This window comes from Mycolicibacterium sp. MU0050 (assembly GCF_963378085.1).
Lineage (GTDB): Bacteria > Actinomycetota > Actinomycetes > Mycobacteriales > Mycobacteriaceae > Mycobacterium > Mycobacterium wendilense.
Window position 1 is genome coordinate 3843410 of the sequence record NZ_OY726395.1, and the last position, 15290, is coordinate 3858699.

General features: G+C 68.7%; 13 protein-coding genes and 2 pseudogenes. 8 read left to right on the forward strand and 7 right to left on the reverse strand.

Going from position 1 to position 15290, the window contains the following annotated elements; genetic code table 11:
• The first annotated feature begins 38 nt into the window (after positions 1–38).
• Entirely contained in the window at positions 39–443 is a 405-nt protein-coding gene (locus R2K23_RS18315; protein WP_396892314.1) for a DUF3060 domain-containing protein, read from the forward strand.
• Positions 444–448: 5 nt separating this feature from the next.
• Entirely contained in the window at positions 449–862 is a 414-nt protein-coding gene (locus R2K23_RS18320) for a DUF3060 domain-containing protein (protein ID WP_316511547.1), read from the forward strand.
• Positions 863–871: 9 nt separating this feature from the next.
• On the opposite strand, the gene R2K23_RS18325 is transcribed toward R2K23_RS18320, so the two are convergent.
• From R2K23_RS18325 to R2K23_RS18355, 7 genes are all read right to left on the reverse strand, one after another.
• Complete coding sequence (locus tag R2K23_RS18325; RefSeq protein ID WP_316511548.1) at positions 872–1636, reverse strand: crotonase/enoyl-CoA hydratase family protein; 765 nt, start codon at positions 1634–1636, stop codon at positions 872–874.
• Positions 1633–2361: a PaaX family transcriptional regulator C-terminal domain-containing protein gene (locus tag R2K23_RS18330; protein ID WP_316517379.1), complete on the reverse strand. Its 729-nt coding sequence runs from the start codon at positions 2359–2361 to the stop codon at positions 1633–1635. The genes R2K23_RS18325 and R2K23_RS18330 overlap by 4 nt, the downstream gene beginning before the upstream one ends.
• Before the next feature lie 11 nt (positions 2362–2372).
• The gene (locus R2K23_RS18335; protein ID WP_316511550.1) at positions 2373–3269 is read right to left on the reverse strand and encodes a crotonase/enoyl-CoA hydratase family protein; all 897 of its coding nucleotides are present in this window, start codon (positions 3267–3269) and stop codon (positions 2373–2375) included.
• Between the two features lie 103 nt (positions 3270–3372).
• On the reverse strand, positions 3373–5001 hold the full coding sequence (locus R2K23_RS18340) for an acyl-CoA dehydrogenase family protein (RefSeq protein ID WP_316511551.1): 1629 nt from the start codon (positions 4999–5001) through the stop codon (positions 3373–3375).
• A 49-nt stretch (positions 5002–5050) separates the two neighbouring features.
• Positions 5051–6109, reverse strand: a complete 1059-nt coding sequence (locus R2K23_RS18345) for a phosphatase PAP2 family protein (protein WP_396892317.1) — start codon at positions 6107–6109, stop codon at positions 5051–5053.
• Positions 6110–6189: 80 nt separating this feature from the next.
• The gene (locus R2K23_RS18350; RefSeq protein WP_316511552.1) at positions 6190–7260 is read right to left on the reverse strand and encodes a 2-oxo acid dehydrogenase subunit E2; all 1071 of its coding nucleotides are present in this window, start codon (positions 7258–7260) and stop codon (positions 6190–6192) included.
• A gap of 34 nt (positions 7261–7294) precedes the next feature.
• The gene (locus R2K23_RS18355; RefSeq protein ID WP_316511554.1) at positions 7295–9622 is read right to left on the reverse strand and encodes a transketolase-like TK C-terminal-containing protein; all 2328 of its coding nucleotides are present in this window, start codon (positions 9620–9622) and stop codon (positions 7295–7297) included.
• A 176-nt stretch (positions 9623–9798) separates the two neighbouring features.
• Between R2K23_RS18355 and R2K23_RS18360 the strand changes: the two genes are divergently transcribed.
• The 6 genes and pseudogenes from R2K23_RS18360 to R2K23_RS18385 all read left to right on the forward strand — a co-directional run.
• Complete coding sequence (locus R2K23_RS18360) at positions 9799–10281, forward strand: Lrp/AsnC family transcriptional regulator (RefSeq protein ID WP_316511556.1); 483 nt, start codon at positions 9799–9801, stop codon at positions 10279–10281.
• Between the two features lie 428 nt (positions 10282–10709).
• A pseudogene (locus tag R2K23_RS18365) lies at positions 10710–11639 on the forward strand (IS30 family transposase); the annotation flags it as partial.
• Positions 11640–11838: 199 nt separating this feature from the next.
• Entirely contained in the window at positions 11839–12429 is a 591-nt protein-coding gene (locus R2K23_RS18370; protein ID WP_099962891.1) for a hypothetical protein, read from the forward strand.
• A 118-nt stretch (positions 12430–12547) separates the two neighbouring features.
• Complete coding sequence (locus tag R2K23_RS18375) at positions 12548–14011, forward strand: DDE-type integrase/transposase/recombinase (protein ID WP_316511563.1); 1464 nt, start codon at positions 12548–12550, stop codon at positions 14009–14011.
• A 38-nt stretch (positions 14012–14049) separates the two neighbouring features.
• Complete coding sequence (locus tag R2K23_RS18380; protein WP_226522213.1) at positions 14050–14823, forward strand: ExeA family protein; 774 nt, start codon at positions 14050–14052, stop codon at positions 14821–14823.
• Positions 14824–14973: 150 nt separating this feature from the next.
• Positions 14974–15258: pseudogene (locus R2K23_RS18385) on the forward strand (IS30 family transposase); the annotation flags it as partial.
• Positions 15259–15290: the final 32 nt, after the last annotated feature.

Genomic DNA, 15290 nt, shown 5'->3' on the forward strand with positions numbered 1-15290 from the left:
TGACCCCGTAGGCTGCGCAGTACCCGAAGCAGGCGGACGTGGGAGGCGACAACGTGCACAAGGCCGCAATCAAGGCCAGGCGAGCGAGCGGCGCGGCGGCGGTGACGCTGTTGGCCGCCGCGCTGAGCGGGATCGCGCTGCCGGCGACGGCGCAGGCCAACAACGACCTGCACGTGACCAGTGTCGGCGCCAAGCAGACCGTCGACTGCGCCGGCGGCACGTTGTTCGTCAATGGCGCCTCCAACAACATCACCGCACTCGGTGACTGCTGGGCGGTCACCATCCAGGGTTCGGGCAACACGGTGGTCGCCGACCACGTCATCCATGACATCACCGTCTACGGCTGGGACCAGACCGCCTACTTCAAGAACGGCAATCCCGCACTGATCGACCGCGGCCGCGAACTGGGCATGCCCAACCGACTGGGACGCGTCCCGGCCTGAGCCCCGTGCCCGCCGTACGTCTCGTCCCCGGCCTGATCGCGGGCCTCGGCGCCGCGGCGCTGACGCTGAGCCTGGTCGGTTGCGGCTCCGACACCGCACCGGAGAACACCGCAGCCCCGACGACGACCACGCCCGCGCGGGCCGGCGCCGGCAGCGCGCTGCACTACAGCTCGTTCGGCACCGAGGCCGACATCGACTGCGGCGACGGCCGGGCGCTGGACATCTCGGGCTCCAACAACACCCTGCGCGTCGTCGGGAACTGCGCCTCGGTGAGCATCACCGGCGCCGACAACCGGGTGCAGCTGGAGAGGGTCACCGATGCCCTCGAGGTCGGCGGACTCAACAACACCGTGGCCTACGTCGACGGCGAGCCCGACATCGTCAATTCGGGCACCGGCAACCGGATTCGGCGCGACTGACCGGAGGGTTCAGGCCCGCTGCCCGTGTCGTCCCGCACCGTCGGCGAAACGCTTTGCGCCGCTGCGCAACAGGTGCGCGGTGCGCGAGAAGCTGGTGAACTCGCCTGCCATCGCCTCGGGCTCGGGCAGCCCCCACTGCGCATTGGCCGACCGCCGGTCGGCACGCAGGCATTCCTGCGGCAGCGCCGCGAGCTCGGCGGCCAGGGCTTCGGCCGCCTCCCGCGCCGTACCGGTCGGGACCACGCGGTTGGCCAGGCCGATGGCGTGGGCCTCCTGCGCGTCGACGGCGCGACCGGTCAGGATCATGTCCATCGCCCGGCTGTGGCCGATCAGTCGCGGCAGCCGGACCGTTCCGCCGTCGATCAGCGGCACGCCCCAGCGTCGGCAGAACACCCCGAACACGGCGTCCTCCTCGACGACCCGCAGATCGCACCACACCGCCAGCTCGAGTCCGCCCGCCACGGCGTAACCGCTGACCGCGGCGATCACCGGCTTGGACAGATTCATCCGGGTGGGCCCCATGGGCCCCGGTCCGGTGGGCTCGGCCCGGTTTCGCTCAGGGCCATCGAGGGCCTTCAAATCGGCGCCGGCGCAAAAGGTTCCGCCGTCGCCCCAGAGCACCGCCACCGACGCGGTGTCGTCGTTGTCGAACTCCTCGAACGCGGCGAACAGTTCGGCGGCGGCCGGGCCGTTGACCGCGTTGCGGGCCTGCGGGCGGTTCATGATCACCGTGGTGACCGCCCCGCTGCGCTCGACACGTACCCCTGCGCTCATGGCGTTGCCTCCTGCAGCGTGCGGATCGGATCTCGGCGGGCGGCCAGTTCGTCGGCGAAGTCCCGGTAGGCGGTCCGCAGGGCCGGCCCCGGCCAGTCGGCCGGCAGCAGTTCTGCGGGCAGTACCGGGTCGACGAGCAGGTGCCGCACCATGGCCGCGGCGACCACGAAACGGCCGGGAACATCGACGGCCGCGGTCATCTCGTCGAGCAGCCGGGCCCCGGCCCGGGCCCAGCCCCGCAGATCCCAGAGCTCGCCGGCCAGCCGGCCCGGCTCGTCGTCGCGGCTGTGCAGCACCCGGACGCGCTCGCGCACCGCCGCCGGGAGTTCGGTGTGCAGATTGTCCGGGCGCAGCCAGACCCCCTCGCGCAGCTCGCCGAACCGCAAGTCCTGCAGGCTCTTTCGCAGCTCCGCGCGCGGCCGCGGGTCGCCGCCGACGCTGGTGATCACCACCGTGGTCCAGGTGCCGTCCCAGTCCCGGGTGCGCGGTGACAGCGCGGCGTCCTGCCGGCTCTGGCGTGCCAGCAGGCGGTCCGACAGCCGGTAGCCGTCCGCCGAGCGCACCAGGTCGCCGGCGCTCACCATCCGCGTCAACGCCACCCGCAGCGTCGATTCGCGGATGCCGAAATCAGCGGTGAGCCGGATCAATTCGGCGGCCGAGGCCCAGGCCGGGTGGGCGCCCAGCAGCACCGACAGCACCACCGAGCGGGCCGTCATACGGCGCAGTGCGGCCACCGTCAGACCCCCGAGATGCGCCGGCCCGCGTCGCCGCGTGGCTCGTCGCGGTTCCGCACCGCCTCGCGGAAACCGTGCGCCGCGGCGTCGGCGACGAACTCGTGCCCCTCGGGCGTGTGGCGGGCGATGCCGTCGAAGACCGTGCCGACCATCCGGCTGGTGGCCACGCCCTGTTGCAGCAACGCGGTGTTGCAGGCCAGCTTCGCCATGATGAGCTGGTTCAGCGGCATCGACGCGATGCGACCCACCAGGCGTTCGGTGCGCTCGTCCAGATCGGCCGGGTCGGGCGCCTCGACCGCCAGACCCCACTCGGCGGCCTGCGTACCGCTGATGCAATCGCCGGTGAACAGCAGGCGTTTGGCGCGTTGATCGCCGAGGCGATGCGCCCACAGCCCGGCGGCCGGCACGCCCCAGACCCGCATCGGCGGGTAGCCGATCTTCGCGTCGGCCGCGGCGATCACCTGGTCGGCGTGCAGGGCGATGTCGGTGCCGCCGGCGAGGCAGTAGCCGTGGATCTTGACCACGGTGGGCTTGTCGGCGTGCATCAGGCTGGCGAATCCCCGCACGAAGCGGCTCATCATCTGGTAGTCGATCATCGGGTCCCACGGTTGGTCGGGACGATGATTGCGCCCCTGGATCTTCGGGTCCAGCACGGTGCCGCGGTGCCTGCCGCCGCCGGCCGAGGTGGTCCCGTCGGCGTAGGCCGACAGATCGAAGCCCGCGCAGAAGCCCGGGCCGCGCCCGGAGACGAGGATGACGTGCACCGCGGGGTCCAGGTCGGCCCGCTCGACCAGCGCGGCCAGTTCCAGCGGGGTGTCGGCGACGATCGCATTACCGGCCTCGGGGCGGTTGAAAGTGATGCGGGCGACCCGGTCGGTGACCTCGTAGATCATGGTCATGCGCCCGACTCCCCCCACTCCCCCTGCGAGCAGACGCAGAATCGCACGAAACCCCTCGATCCGGTGCGAGTCTGCGTCTGCTCGGCAGTACAGCCGGGACGGGTCATCCCTTGACCAGCGCGCGTTCGAGGATGGGCGCGACGTCCAGGCCGGTGGGCATGGTGCCGTAGGCGCCGCCCCACTGCCCGCCCAACCGGGTCGCGACGAAGGCCTCCGCGACGGCGGGATGACCGTGGCGCACCAGCAGCGCGCCCTGCATCGCCAGGGCGATGTCCTCGGTCACCTTGCGGGCCCGATACTGCAGGGTCTCCGGTTCCGCCAGGTGTCGCTTGAGCCCGTCGACGTGGGCGTCCAACCGCGGGTCCGAGCCCGCGGCCTGGCCCAGGTCGTCGAACAGCACCTCGACGGATTCGGGTCGAGTGGCGATGGCGCGCAACGTATCCAGCGCGCTGACGTTGCCGGAGCCCTCCCAGATGCCCATCAGCGGCGCCTCGCGGAACAGCCGCGGCATGCCGGAGTCCTCGACGTAGCCGTTGCCGCCCAGGCACTCCATCGCTTCCGCGGCGTGCCCGGTGGCCCGCTTGCAGACCCAATACTTGGCGGCGGCCAGCCCGATCCGGCGCAGCAACGTCTCGCGCTCGTCGCCGCGGACCGCGCCGTCGGTGGCGCCGGCCATCCGCATCGCCAGCATGGTGGCGGCCTCGGACTCGACGGCCAGGTCGGCCAGCACGTTGCGCATCAGCGGTTGGTCGATCAGGTACTCGCCGAAGGCCTTTCGGTGGGCGGCGTGATGGATGGCGCGGGTCAGACCGGAGCGCATGCTGGTGGCGCTGCCCAGCGTGCAGTCCAGCCGGGTCAGGTTGACCATCTCGATGATCGTCGGCACGCCGCGCCCCTCCGCACCGACCAGCCAGGCGGTCGCGCCGTCGTATTCGACCTCGCTGGAGGCGTTGGCGTGGTTGCCCAGCTTGTCCTTGAGTCGCTGCAGAAACATCCGATTGCGGCTGCCGTCCGGCAGCACCCGGGGCAGGAAGAAGCAGGACAGCCCGCCCGGCGCCTGCGCCAGCACCAGGAAGATGTCGCACATCGGCGCGGAGGTGAACCATTTGTGTCCGGTCAGGCGGTAGCTGCCGTCGCCGTTGGGCACGGCCTCGGTGGTGCCGGCGCGCACGTCGGAGCCGCCCTGCTTCTCGGTCATCGACATGCCCGCGGTGATTCCCGCCTTGGCGGTCGGCACCTTCAGTTCCGGGTCGTAGACCCGACTGGTCAACAGCGGTTCGTAGGCGGCGGCCAGCTCCGGGTTGTGGCGCAGCGCGGGCACCACCGCGTAGGTCATCGAGATCGGACAGATGTGGCCGGGCTCGGGGGTCCACACCGAGGTCTTGGCGGCCCGCACCACGTGGGCACCCGGGCGGTCGTCGGCCCAGGGCGCAGCGTGCAGACCGTGGCCGACCGCGACCCGCATCAGCTCGTGATACGCCGGGTCGTACTCGACCTCGTCGACGCGGTGCCCGGTGCGGTCATGGGTGTGGAGGATGGGCCGGTTCCGGTTGGCCAGCTCGCCCCAGCGCTGCGCGGTGGCGCCGCCGGACAGGGCGCCGAGTTCGGCGATCTCGTCCAGCCCCCACTCGCCGCCCTCCCGGATGACCGCCTCGGTGAGCACCGGCGACGTCGCGGGGTTGTGGTCCAGTAGCTCCGGCACCTGGTTGGTGACGACATGCGTATCCGACATGGACCCAGTGTTACATTTCCGCGACGGTTGAACAAGAGTTGTAATACGGCTATGGGTCGGTGGGCGCGCCGCGCGGACTCACCCGGTTCAGCGCCACCATCGCGATCAACGCCAACAGCCAGCCCAGCAGCAGGTCGACCACGTAATGCTCGGCCGCGTACACCAACGTGAAGGCCATCGTCAGCACGTAGGCCGCCAGCAACGGACGCCACCGTCGGCTCACCCGGTGCCACAGGAACATGGCGATCGCCAGGCTCAACCCCGCGTGCAACGACGGGATGGCGGCCACCAGGTTCACGCTCGCCTGCCCCTGGTCGACCAATGCCCGCGCGGTGTCGAGGTTGAGCTTGGCCCACCCCCGCGTCGAGATCCGTTCCACCCACTCATGCGCGCCGGGTTGGCTGGTGCTCATCGCGCCCAGGATCCCGCCGTCGGGCACGTCGCGGGCCGAGGCGAACATGCACCGCGGGTTCGACGGCCCGGACGCGATGTCGGCGGCCGTGCAGCGCGCCGCGGCCCACGGCGGAGCCGCGGGCAACAGCGCGTAGATGATCAACGCCGCGAAGGACAGCCCGACGAACAACTGCGCGAAGCGCTTCCACTCGTCGCGGTTGCGCAGCCACAGCACCCCGGCGATCGCGTAGGGCAGGATGAAGAACGACATGTAGGTGGTGCTGATGACCACCTCCCACCACGGCGGCTGCGGTTGCTTGAGGCGCTCCTGCAGCCAGACCGTCGGCATCACCCCGAAGAACAGCCAGCGGTCGGCGTCGGCCTGCCAATGCCACAGGGTGGGGCGTCCGATCAGGTCCGCCGCCCCGCGGGACAGGTCGTAGACCACCAGCACCAGCGCGAACGGCAGCCAATCCCGGATCACGTACAACATCCGGCGGCCCTGCCCGATGCTGGCGGCCAGCAGGCCGGTCGCGATGTAGAGCAGCAGGAGCTCGCGATTGAACGCGAAACCGTCGGTGATCGTGCGGTACACCACCACCAGGGCCCAGACCGCCACCGCCACCCTGCGCAGCAACGTCAGGCGATTCTGGCGAAACCGCGCGGCGGCCGCGCCCTCGTCGTCCGCGACGGGTCGTTCGTCGATCGCTGACAACGCCAGACCTTCCGGGCGACGGGTGGTGCGCTCAGCCTAAGTTGCCCGAAGGCCGCAGGTCCCCGGTTTGCCCGGCCGCGTCAGTCGATGAGTTCGGCCGCGGCGAAACCGGCTTCGAGGCGGCTCTTGACCGCGCTCAGGTAGCGCGCAGCGTCTGCTCCGTCCACAATCCGGTGGTCGTAGGAGATGGACAGGTAGGCGAGCGGCCGCACCTCGATACACAGGGACCCGTCGTCGCGAATCGGGACCAGGCGGTCCACCACCGCCCCGGTGCCCAGAATGCCGGTCTGCGGCTGGTTGAGGATGGGGGTGTCGAACAACGCACCCCGGCTGCCCGTGTTGGTGATCGTGAAGGTGCCGCCGCTGAGCTCGTCGGCGGTGATCCCGCCCGAGCGCACCTTGTCCGCCAGCTCGGCGATCGCGCGCGCCAGCTGGGTGATCGACAGCTGCGAGGCGTCCCGGATCACGGGCACCATCAAGCCTTTTGGACTGTCCACCGCGATGCCGAGATGGACCTCGCGGTGGTAGGTCACCTCCGTGACATCGGCGTTCAACGAGGCGTTGAGCATCCGATGTCCGGGCAGGGCCTCGATCGCCGCCTTGGTGAAGAACGGCAGATATGACAGCTTCACCCCGGTGCGCGCACAGAACTCGTCCTTGTGCTCCGAGCGCAACCGGGCGACCGCGGACAGGTCCACCTCGAGCACCGTGGTCAGCTGGGCCGCGACCTGAAGCGACTCCACCATGCGCCTGGCGATGGTGCGCCGGATGCGCGGCAGCTTCTCGGTGTCGCTGTCGACCGGTTCGGCCAACGGCGGTGGCGGCGCGGGCGGTGACGGTGGCGGGGGCGCGACGACGGGAGATTCCGGGACGACGGGAGATTCCGGGGCGCCGACGGCGGCGATCGTCGCGAGTTCGGCGCCGACCGCGACCACCTCGTTCTCGTCGACGAGCAACTGGGTCAGCGTCCCGCTGCAGGGCGACGGGATCTCGGTGTCCACCTTGTCGGTGGCCACCTCGAGCAGCGGCTCCTCGGCCTCGACATGGTCACCTGGCGCCTTGAGCCAGCGCGTGACCATGCCCTCGTCTACGCTCTCACCGAGCGAGGGCATCCGTACGACGGTGTCCACGGCGTGTTCCGTAGTCGTCATGGGTAGGTCTGTTCTCCTCGAAATCGGTTGGCGCTCAACTGGTGACGTCGAGTGCGGCGCGGACGATGCTGTCGGTGTCGAGTCCGTGATAGCGGTACACCTCTTCCAGCGAACCGGCCTGCCCGAACTTCGACACCCCGAGCGCGGTGGCGCGCACCTGCTGGATGTTGGCGAGGAACGCCAGGGTGTGCGGGTGCCCGTCCAGCACGGTCACCAGTGGGGTTGCCCGGTCGGCGGGGAACAGTTGATCCAGAATCCAGGTGTCGCCTTCGCTTAGCCCCTGACGTGCCTGCATGGCTTCGAAGAGCAATCCGGGGCTGGTGACGCAGACGACGTCCGTGGGGAGACCGGCCTGTTCCAACCGGTCGGCCGCCGCGAGCGCCTCGACGGTGACGGCACCCATGGTGGCGATGGTGACGCGGGCGTTCTCGCTGCGGCGCAACGGATAACCACCGGCGACCACCTGCCGTCGGCGGCGTTCGCGTGCAGCCGGATCCGCGGGCACCTCGGCCAACGTCTGGTCGACGGGGCGGGTGGACAGCCGCAGGTAGGCAGACGTTCCGTCGGGCCGGCCCAGCCGTGCGATGCTGGCGAGCAGCGTCCACTCCACGTCGACGGCGAAGGCGGGCTCGTAACTGATGCAACCCGGCTGTTCGATACCGATCGACGGGGTCTTGATCGACTGATGCGCTCCGCCCTCGGCGGCCAGGGTGACCCCGGACGGGGTGCCGATCAGGATGGACTGTCCGCCGGCGTAGATCCCGAATGACCATGGCTCCAAGGCGCGTTCGACGAACGGATCGTAGAGCACCCCGATGGGGAAGAGCGGTTTGCCCCACCGGCTCCACGTCGCCCCCAATTCCCCCAGCAGCCCGACCAGGTTGGTCTCGGCGATGCCGAGTTCCATGTGCTGGCCGGTGGGGCGCTCGTTCCAGTGCATGATGGTCTCGGCGTCGTCGGCGAACCAGTTCCGACGCTCGCTGGACGACCAGACGCCGACCTTGTTGACCCAGCCCCCGAGGTTCGTCGTGGAGCTGACGTCGGGACTGACGGTCACCACACGCTTGGCGGCTTCCGGCGCCTCGCGCGTCAGATCGAGCAGCGCCCGGCCCAGAGCGGCCTGGGTGGTGGCGGTGCCCTTCGGGGTACGACCGATATCCAGTGGAACCGGAGGCGGCGGCACATGTTCGACCGGGGCCCGCTGCAGCCGGGCCGCGGTTTCCGCGCACAGCAGACCGGCGGCGCTGTCCGGCGCGAACCGCTGCCACGGCTGTTGTGGGTCCATGCCCAGACGTCCGGCCAGCGCATCGAACTCCTCGACGCTGAGCAGCGCCGAGTGGTTCTGCGGATGCCCTTCGGTGGGAAGCCCGTAGCCCTTGACGGTGTAGGCGAGGATGACCGTCGGCCGGGTGTCGTCGATCAGGCGGTAGGCATCGGTCAGGGCGTTGATGTCGTGCCCGCCCAGGTTGCGGATCGCCGCGGTCAGCGTGGAGTCGTCGAGTTCCGCGATGAGTGCGGCGATCTCGTCGCTGCCGGGCCCCTCCCCCGGCAGTCGGTCGCGCAACTCGGCGGCGGTGCAACGCAACAGCCGCTGGTACTCGGGATTGGACATGCCCACGACACGGGCGCGCAGCGCCTCGCCACCGGGGCGGGCGAACAGCGATTCCAGCAGCTGCCCGAACTTCACGGTGAGGACCTGCCAGCCCGCGGCGGCGAACATTTGCTCCAGCCGGTTGGCGGCGATGTTGGGCACCACCCGGTCCAGCGACTGGCGGTTGAGGTCGACGATCCACACCACTTCGCCGAGGTCGGCGGTCTCGCTGTCGAGAATGGCCTCCCAGACCGCCCCCTCGTCGAGTTCCGCATCACCGACCAGCGAGTACTGCCGGCCGCTACCGCCTGCGCCGCAGTGTGTTTCGACGAAGCGGCGCGCCACGGCACCCCAGATGGGCGCCGTGGCGCCGATCCCGACGGACCCGGTCGAGTAGTCCACCGGATCGGGGTCCTTGGACCGGCTCGGATAGGACTGCAGCCCACCGAACTTCCGCAGCGTGGTCAGGTACTTCTCGTCGAGGCTGCCCAGCAGGTAGTTCAGGCTGTGGAGCACCGGGGAGGCGTGCGGCTTCACCGACACCCGGTCGCCGGAGCGCAACTGCTCGAACCACAGCGAGGTCATGATGGTCACCATCGAAGCACTGGATGCCTGGTGCCCGCCCACCTTCAGCCCCGACGTGTTCGGTCGGATCCGGTTCGCGTGGTGGACCATCGCCGTGGACAGCCACAGCACCCGCTGCTCGATGTCGCGGAGAGCCTCGATCCGGGTGGCATCGCAGTTCAAATGGTGCGAAATGGTGGCGTTCATGATGTCCTGCCTGTTCGCTGTCGCCGGAGCTGGGGGAATTTGCCCACGGAATCTTCGACAATGGGCAGATAGCTCAGCCAAGTTGAACAGCGGCGTACAATTGTGGCAACTGACGCAGTCCAAGATGCGCAACTTGCACATCACGGCCGGTCGCCGCCCACGGAGAATTGAGCGAAATGACCACCACGCAATACCTCGTCGACGACATCGATCTGCGGCTGCTGCGCGCGCTGGCGGCAGATCCGCGGGCCACCGTGGTCGGTTTGGCCGAAGCGACCGGCCTGGCCCGCAACACCGTGCACGCGCGATTGGCCAGACTGGAAAGGGGCGGCGTCCTGAAGTCGTTCGACCGACGCATCGACCCCGCGAGCCTGGGCTTTCCGCTGGCCGCCTACATCTTGATCGCGGTTACCCAACGCAAACTGGACGCGATCGCCGAGGCGCTCGACGAAGTGCCGGAGGTGGTCGAGGTCTACGGCCTCAGCGGTGTCACCGACCTGCTGGTCCACATCGTCGCGCGCGACGCCGACGACCTTTACCGCATCGCCGGGGTGATCCTGGACATCGACGGCGTCGAGAAGACCACCACCGGACTGGTGATGCGCCGCATGGTCGAGTATCGCCTTGCGCCCCTGCTGAATTCGCCACCGCCGGACTGAGGCGACGAAAAAGCCCCCGCCACGAGGTTGGGTTCACACGGTCGTCGCAACGCTCTCTTATCTGAGAGGTTGCGGCGACCGTGTCGTTTTCGGAGGACTGTGTTCAATTTGGTGATCAGCTAGCAAAGCTCGTCGATGCGGGCGTGCCGGTGCGGGAAGCGGCGGAGTCGTTGGGGGTGTCACGGCAGCGGGCGTATGCCATCTTGAGTGCCACCGGCCGGCCGATGGGCTCGCCGCGTCCGGATGTCACCGGTGTGGATCCTGCGCGGGTGGCAGCGGTATTTGCAGCAACTGGCTCGGTGAATGCGGCGGCCAAAGCTGTCGGAGTGGCGCACTCCACGGCCCGCCGGATGCTTGTGGAGGCGGGCTTGGTCGACCCAGCGCGGCGCACGCGCGGCAAGACCTGCGAGAAAGCACGGTTCTTTGAACTGCTCGAGGAGGGCTGGTCGTCGGCGCGGGCCGCCCGAGAGGCCGGGGTCAATGTGCGCACCGCCCGGGATTGGCGTGCCGGTATCCGCAAGGTTGGCAACACGCGGGTGTATTCCGATGGCACGGTCGTCGATTACGCCAGCGGGACGCGGTACATACAACCGGTGAAATCCACTGCTGCCGAACAGCGTCCTGCATCTGGACAGGCATCCGCCAGTAGGTATTTGCAGCTCGCCGATCGGCTGGTCATCGCCGACGGCCTGACCGCCGGCCTGAGCTACACCGTGATCGCCGACAAGCTCGGTCGGAATAAGTCGACGGTGTCCCGCGAGGTCGCTGCGCACCGTGTCGAGGGCCTCTACCTGCCATATCAAGCCGATGCGGCGGCTGCGGCGGCACGGTCCCGGCCCAAGCAGTCCAAACTGGTCACCAATCAGAGGCTGCGTAAAGAGGTCGAAGAGGGGCTGGCCAAGCGGTGGTCCCCGGAAGAGATTTCGCATCGTCTGGTCAAGGATTTTCCGGACGACGAGAGCATGCGGGTGAGCCACGAAACGATTTATCAATCCCTCTACTTCCAGGCGCGCGGTGGACTGAAAAAGGAAGTGGCCCAGTCACTGCGAAGTGGCCGCACGTGCCGTAAACCGAACCGTAAGCCCGGTGAGCGTTACCAGCGGTTCGTTGATCCGATGCTCATGATCGCCGACCGGCCCGATATCGAGGATCGCGCGGTGCCCGGGCACTGGGAAGGCGACCTCATCATGGGTGAACTCAACAAGACCGCGATCGGCACTCTGGTGGAACGCACCACCCGCTACACCATGCTGGTGCACCTGCCCGGGGGCCATGATGCCGAAACGGTTCGTGACGGGCTGATCGCCACCATGACGACCCTGCCAGAGCATCTGCGGGGATCGTTGACCTGGGACCAGGTGTTGACCGTCTCTCTGGATGGCTATCACGGGGTGGCCATTCGTCATTGATCTTGCCGATGTGATCGGTGGCGTGGCCCGCCGGCTTGAGCTTGGTGGTGTGCACCATCAGTGTGATGAGGAACTGATGGGTGCGCGGCACCCCGCCGAAGTCTTGGCGGGCTCGCAGGGTGCCGCGCTGTAGTGCACGGAGGCACTGATGGTGACGGTAGAGGCTGATCTGGTCTGCGTCGAGTCCCGGTTGGCAGCTGGCCAGATCAGCTGCCCGGCGTGCTCGCAGGGTGTTCTTGGCGGCTGGGGATTCGCCCGCACTCGCCGTGTCGTCGGTCTGGCCGGTGCGGTTCGGCCGCGGCGGGCGCGGTGCCGGTCGTGTCTGGTGACCCATGTGTTGTTGCCGGTCACGGTGTTGCTGCGTAGGGCTTATGCGGCACAGGTGATTTGGGAGTCTTTGTCGCTGCGCGGCCACGGGCGGGGGTATCGGCAGATCGCTGAGCAGTTGCGGGTTCCGGCGGCCACGGTCCGCGGCTGGCTACGTCGGGCCGGCGGGCGACTTGAGGCGGTTCGGGCGCGGTTCCTCATGGTGGCGGTTCGAGTCGGGATCGATGTGACGATTCCCGACGAGCGGAGCAGTCCCTGGGGTGACGTGGTGGCGGCGGTCAACGCCGCGGCGGCGGCGATCCGGCAGCGGTTCGGACCGGCCGGCTTGGTGGGCGCGGTGACGCCGGCACAGGTGCTGGTCGCGGTCAGCGGCGGCCGGCTGCTCTCACCGGGCTGGTCCTGGATGCGGTAGGTCCGGTACGCAACACCAGTTGCCTCTGACGCGGCGCGGCGTGATCGGTGATCCTCGCGAAGGCACCTGCCCGGCATTGGTTTCGGGCAGGGCCTTCGACTGCGAGGAGGGCACTGCGGTGTCATTGGAGGAGCACAAGCGTCGGGAGCGGGCCCAGGCGATCGGACTGTTCCGGTATCAGCTGATCTGCCCGGCGCTGGACGAGGGGTTATCGACCCGCCAACGGGGTCGGCTGGTCCGCGAGATCGCCGAACGTCGCCATATCGACCCGTTCGGCACCCAGGTCCAGATCGCGCGAGCCACCCTGGACCGTTGGATCCGTCGCTACCGGGCCGGCGGGTTCGAAGCGTTGGTGCCCGAGCCGCGCCGGCTGGCCACCCGCACCGATGTCGGGGTGCTGGAGCTGGCCGCCTCGTTGAAGCGGGAGAATCCGTCACGCACCACCGCCCAGGTGGCCCGCATCCTGCGCACCGCGACCGGATGGGCACCCTCGGAATCGACCCTGCTGCGCCATTTCCATCGCTGCGAGCTGATGGGCCCGGCCGCCGGTGGCGCCAGGGAGGTGTTCGGCCGGTTCGAAGCCGCCGACCCCAACGAACTGTGGGTCGGCGACGCTCTGCACGGTCCGCGGGTCGGTGACCGCAAGACCTACCTGTTCGCCTTCCTCGACGACCATTCTCGGTTGGTGGTCGGTCACCGGTTCGGGTTCGCCGAGGACACCGTGCGTCTGGCGGCCGCGCTCAAACCCGCGCTGGCCGCCCGCGGCGTGCCAGCCTCGATTTATGTCGACAATGGTTCGGCGTTCGTCGATGCCTGGCTGCTGCGGGCGTGCGCGAAACTCGGTATCCGACTGGTACATTCGGCGCCCGGGCGCCCGCAGGGACGGGGCAAGATCGAACGGTTCTTCCGCACCGTGCGTGGGCAGTTCCTCGTTGAGGTCACCGACACCACCACCGAGGACCTCGCCGCCGCCGGGGTCGACCACACCGGTGCGCTGTTGGAGCTCAACCGGCTGTTCATGGCCTGGGTCGAGACCGAATACCACCGCCGCACCCATACCGAGACCGGGCAATCCCCACTGGAGCGCTGGGACACCGGCTGGGACCGCCTTGGTCACACTCCGGAGTTGCCGACGGCGGCGGATCTGACCGAGGCGTTCTTGTGGTCGGAATTTCGGGTGGTGACCAAGACCGCCACCGTCTCCCTGCATTCCAACACCTACCAGGTCGACCCCGCCCTGGCCGGGCGCCGCGTGGAGCTGGTGTTCTCCCCGTTCGACCTGCAGACCGTCGAGGTCCGCCACCGCGACCAGAGTTTCGGTGCCGCGACACCGCACACCATCAGCCGCCATGCCCACCCGAAAGCCCGACCCGAGACCGTCGAGACCCCGCCGGCAACGACAGGGATCGATTACCTGGCGTTGACCGCTGCCGCCCATCACGAGCAGCTGCGTGAGGATGAACGTATCGGCTATCACGCCCTCTACGGAACCGACTCCGACGACGACCAGGTCGCCGCTCAGCTCTCGATCACCGACCTCGCCCCCACCGAGGACGAGTTCGAGGACGGGGTGTCGGCGTGAGTATTCAACGGCTGCAATCACATTGGGGCTTCACACGGATGCCGTTCGGGCGGGATCTGGCGCCGTCGATGCTGCACCGCCACCCCGGCCACAGCGAAGCGATCGCCCGCATCGGCTGGTGTGTGGACCAATGCGCCATCGGCGTCATCACCGGCGAAGTCGGCGCTGGCAAAACCGTCGCGATCCGCGCGGCAGCCACCTCCTTGGATCCGGCGCGGCACGTAATCATCTACCTCGCCAACCCCACCATCGGGGTGCGCGGCATGCTCACCCACATCGTGGCCACCCTCGGGCACACCCCGGCGTTTCACACCGCCCGGCTGGCTCCCCAAGCCGCAGACGCCTTGGCCGCCGAGCACGCTGAACGTGGCCGCAACCCCGTGTTAGTCGTCGATGAAGCCCACCTGCTCGACAACCATCAACTCGAAGCGATCCGGCTGCTGACCAACCACGACATGGACAGTGGTTCACCGTTCGCCGTGGTCCTGGTCGGGCAACCCACCCTGCGGCACCGACTGCGTCTGGGTGTTCTGGCCGCGTTGGATCAGCGCATCGCCGTGCGCTACACCCTGCCCGGCATGACAGCGGCCGACACCGCCGACTACATCGGGCATCACACCAAGATCGCCGGCCGCTCCGATGCGCTGTTCGCCGACGACGCGATGACCCTGATCCACAACGCCTCCCGTGGACATCCGCGTGCGGTCAACAATCTCGCCCTGCACGCGCTCACGGCCGCGTTCGCCGCCGGGCACTCCATCGTCGGGGAGAAAGCCGCCCGCATCGCCATCAGCGAAACAGCAACCGACTGAACCCGATCCGCTTCACCACGGCGACGACCACGTCACCGCGACGAGGATCCCGTCACCGAGATCACAAACGCCCCGCTCGCCACAGTCGAGCGGGGCGTTCTCATCAGTGCATCGTCATCAACACCGATGACGCCGACATCGTCATCTTCAACGACGGCCAACAACCAGGGCGCCGAGATGGCCGGGCACAAGGGGTTCTCGATGGCCACCGACATGGCCGTGTACTTCTGTGATCCGGCCAGTCCCTGGCAGCGCGGCACCAACGAAAACACCAACGGCCTGCTTCGTCAGTACTTTCCCAAAGGTACCGACCTCAGCATCTATGGGCCTGAGGACCTCGAACACGTCGCCCAGCAACTCAACGGCCGCCCACGCAAAACGCTCGGCTGGGATACCCCAGCCGAGCGCTTGCGTGATCTACTACAGGCTCAATAACCAGCAGTGTTGCGACGACCCCTAGAAACCGC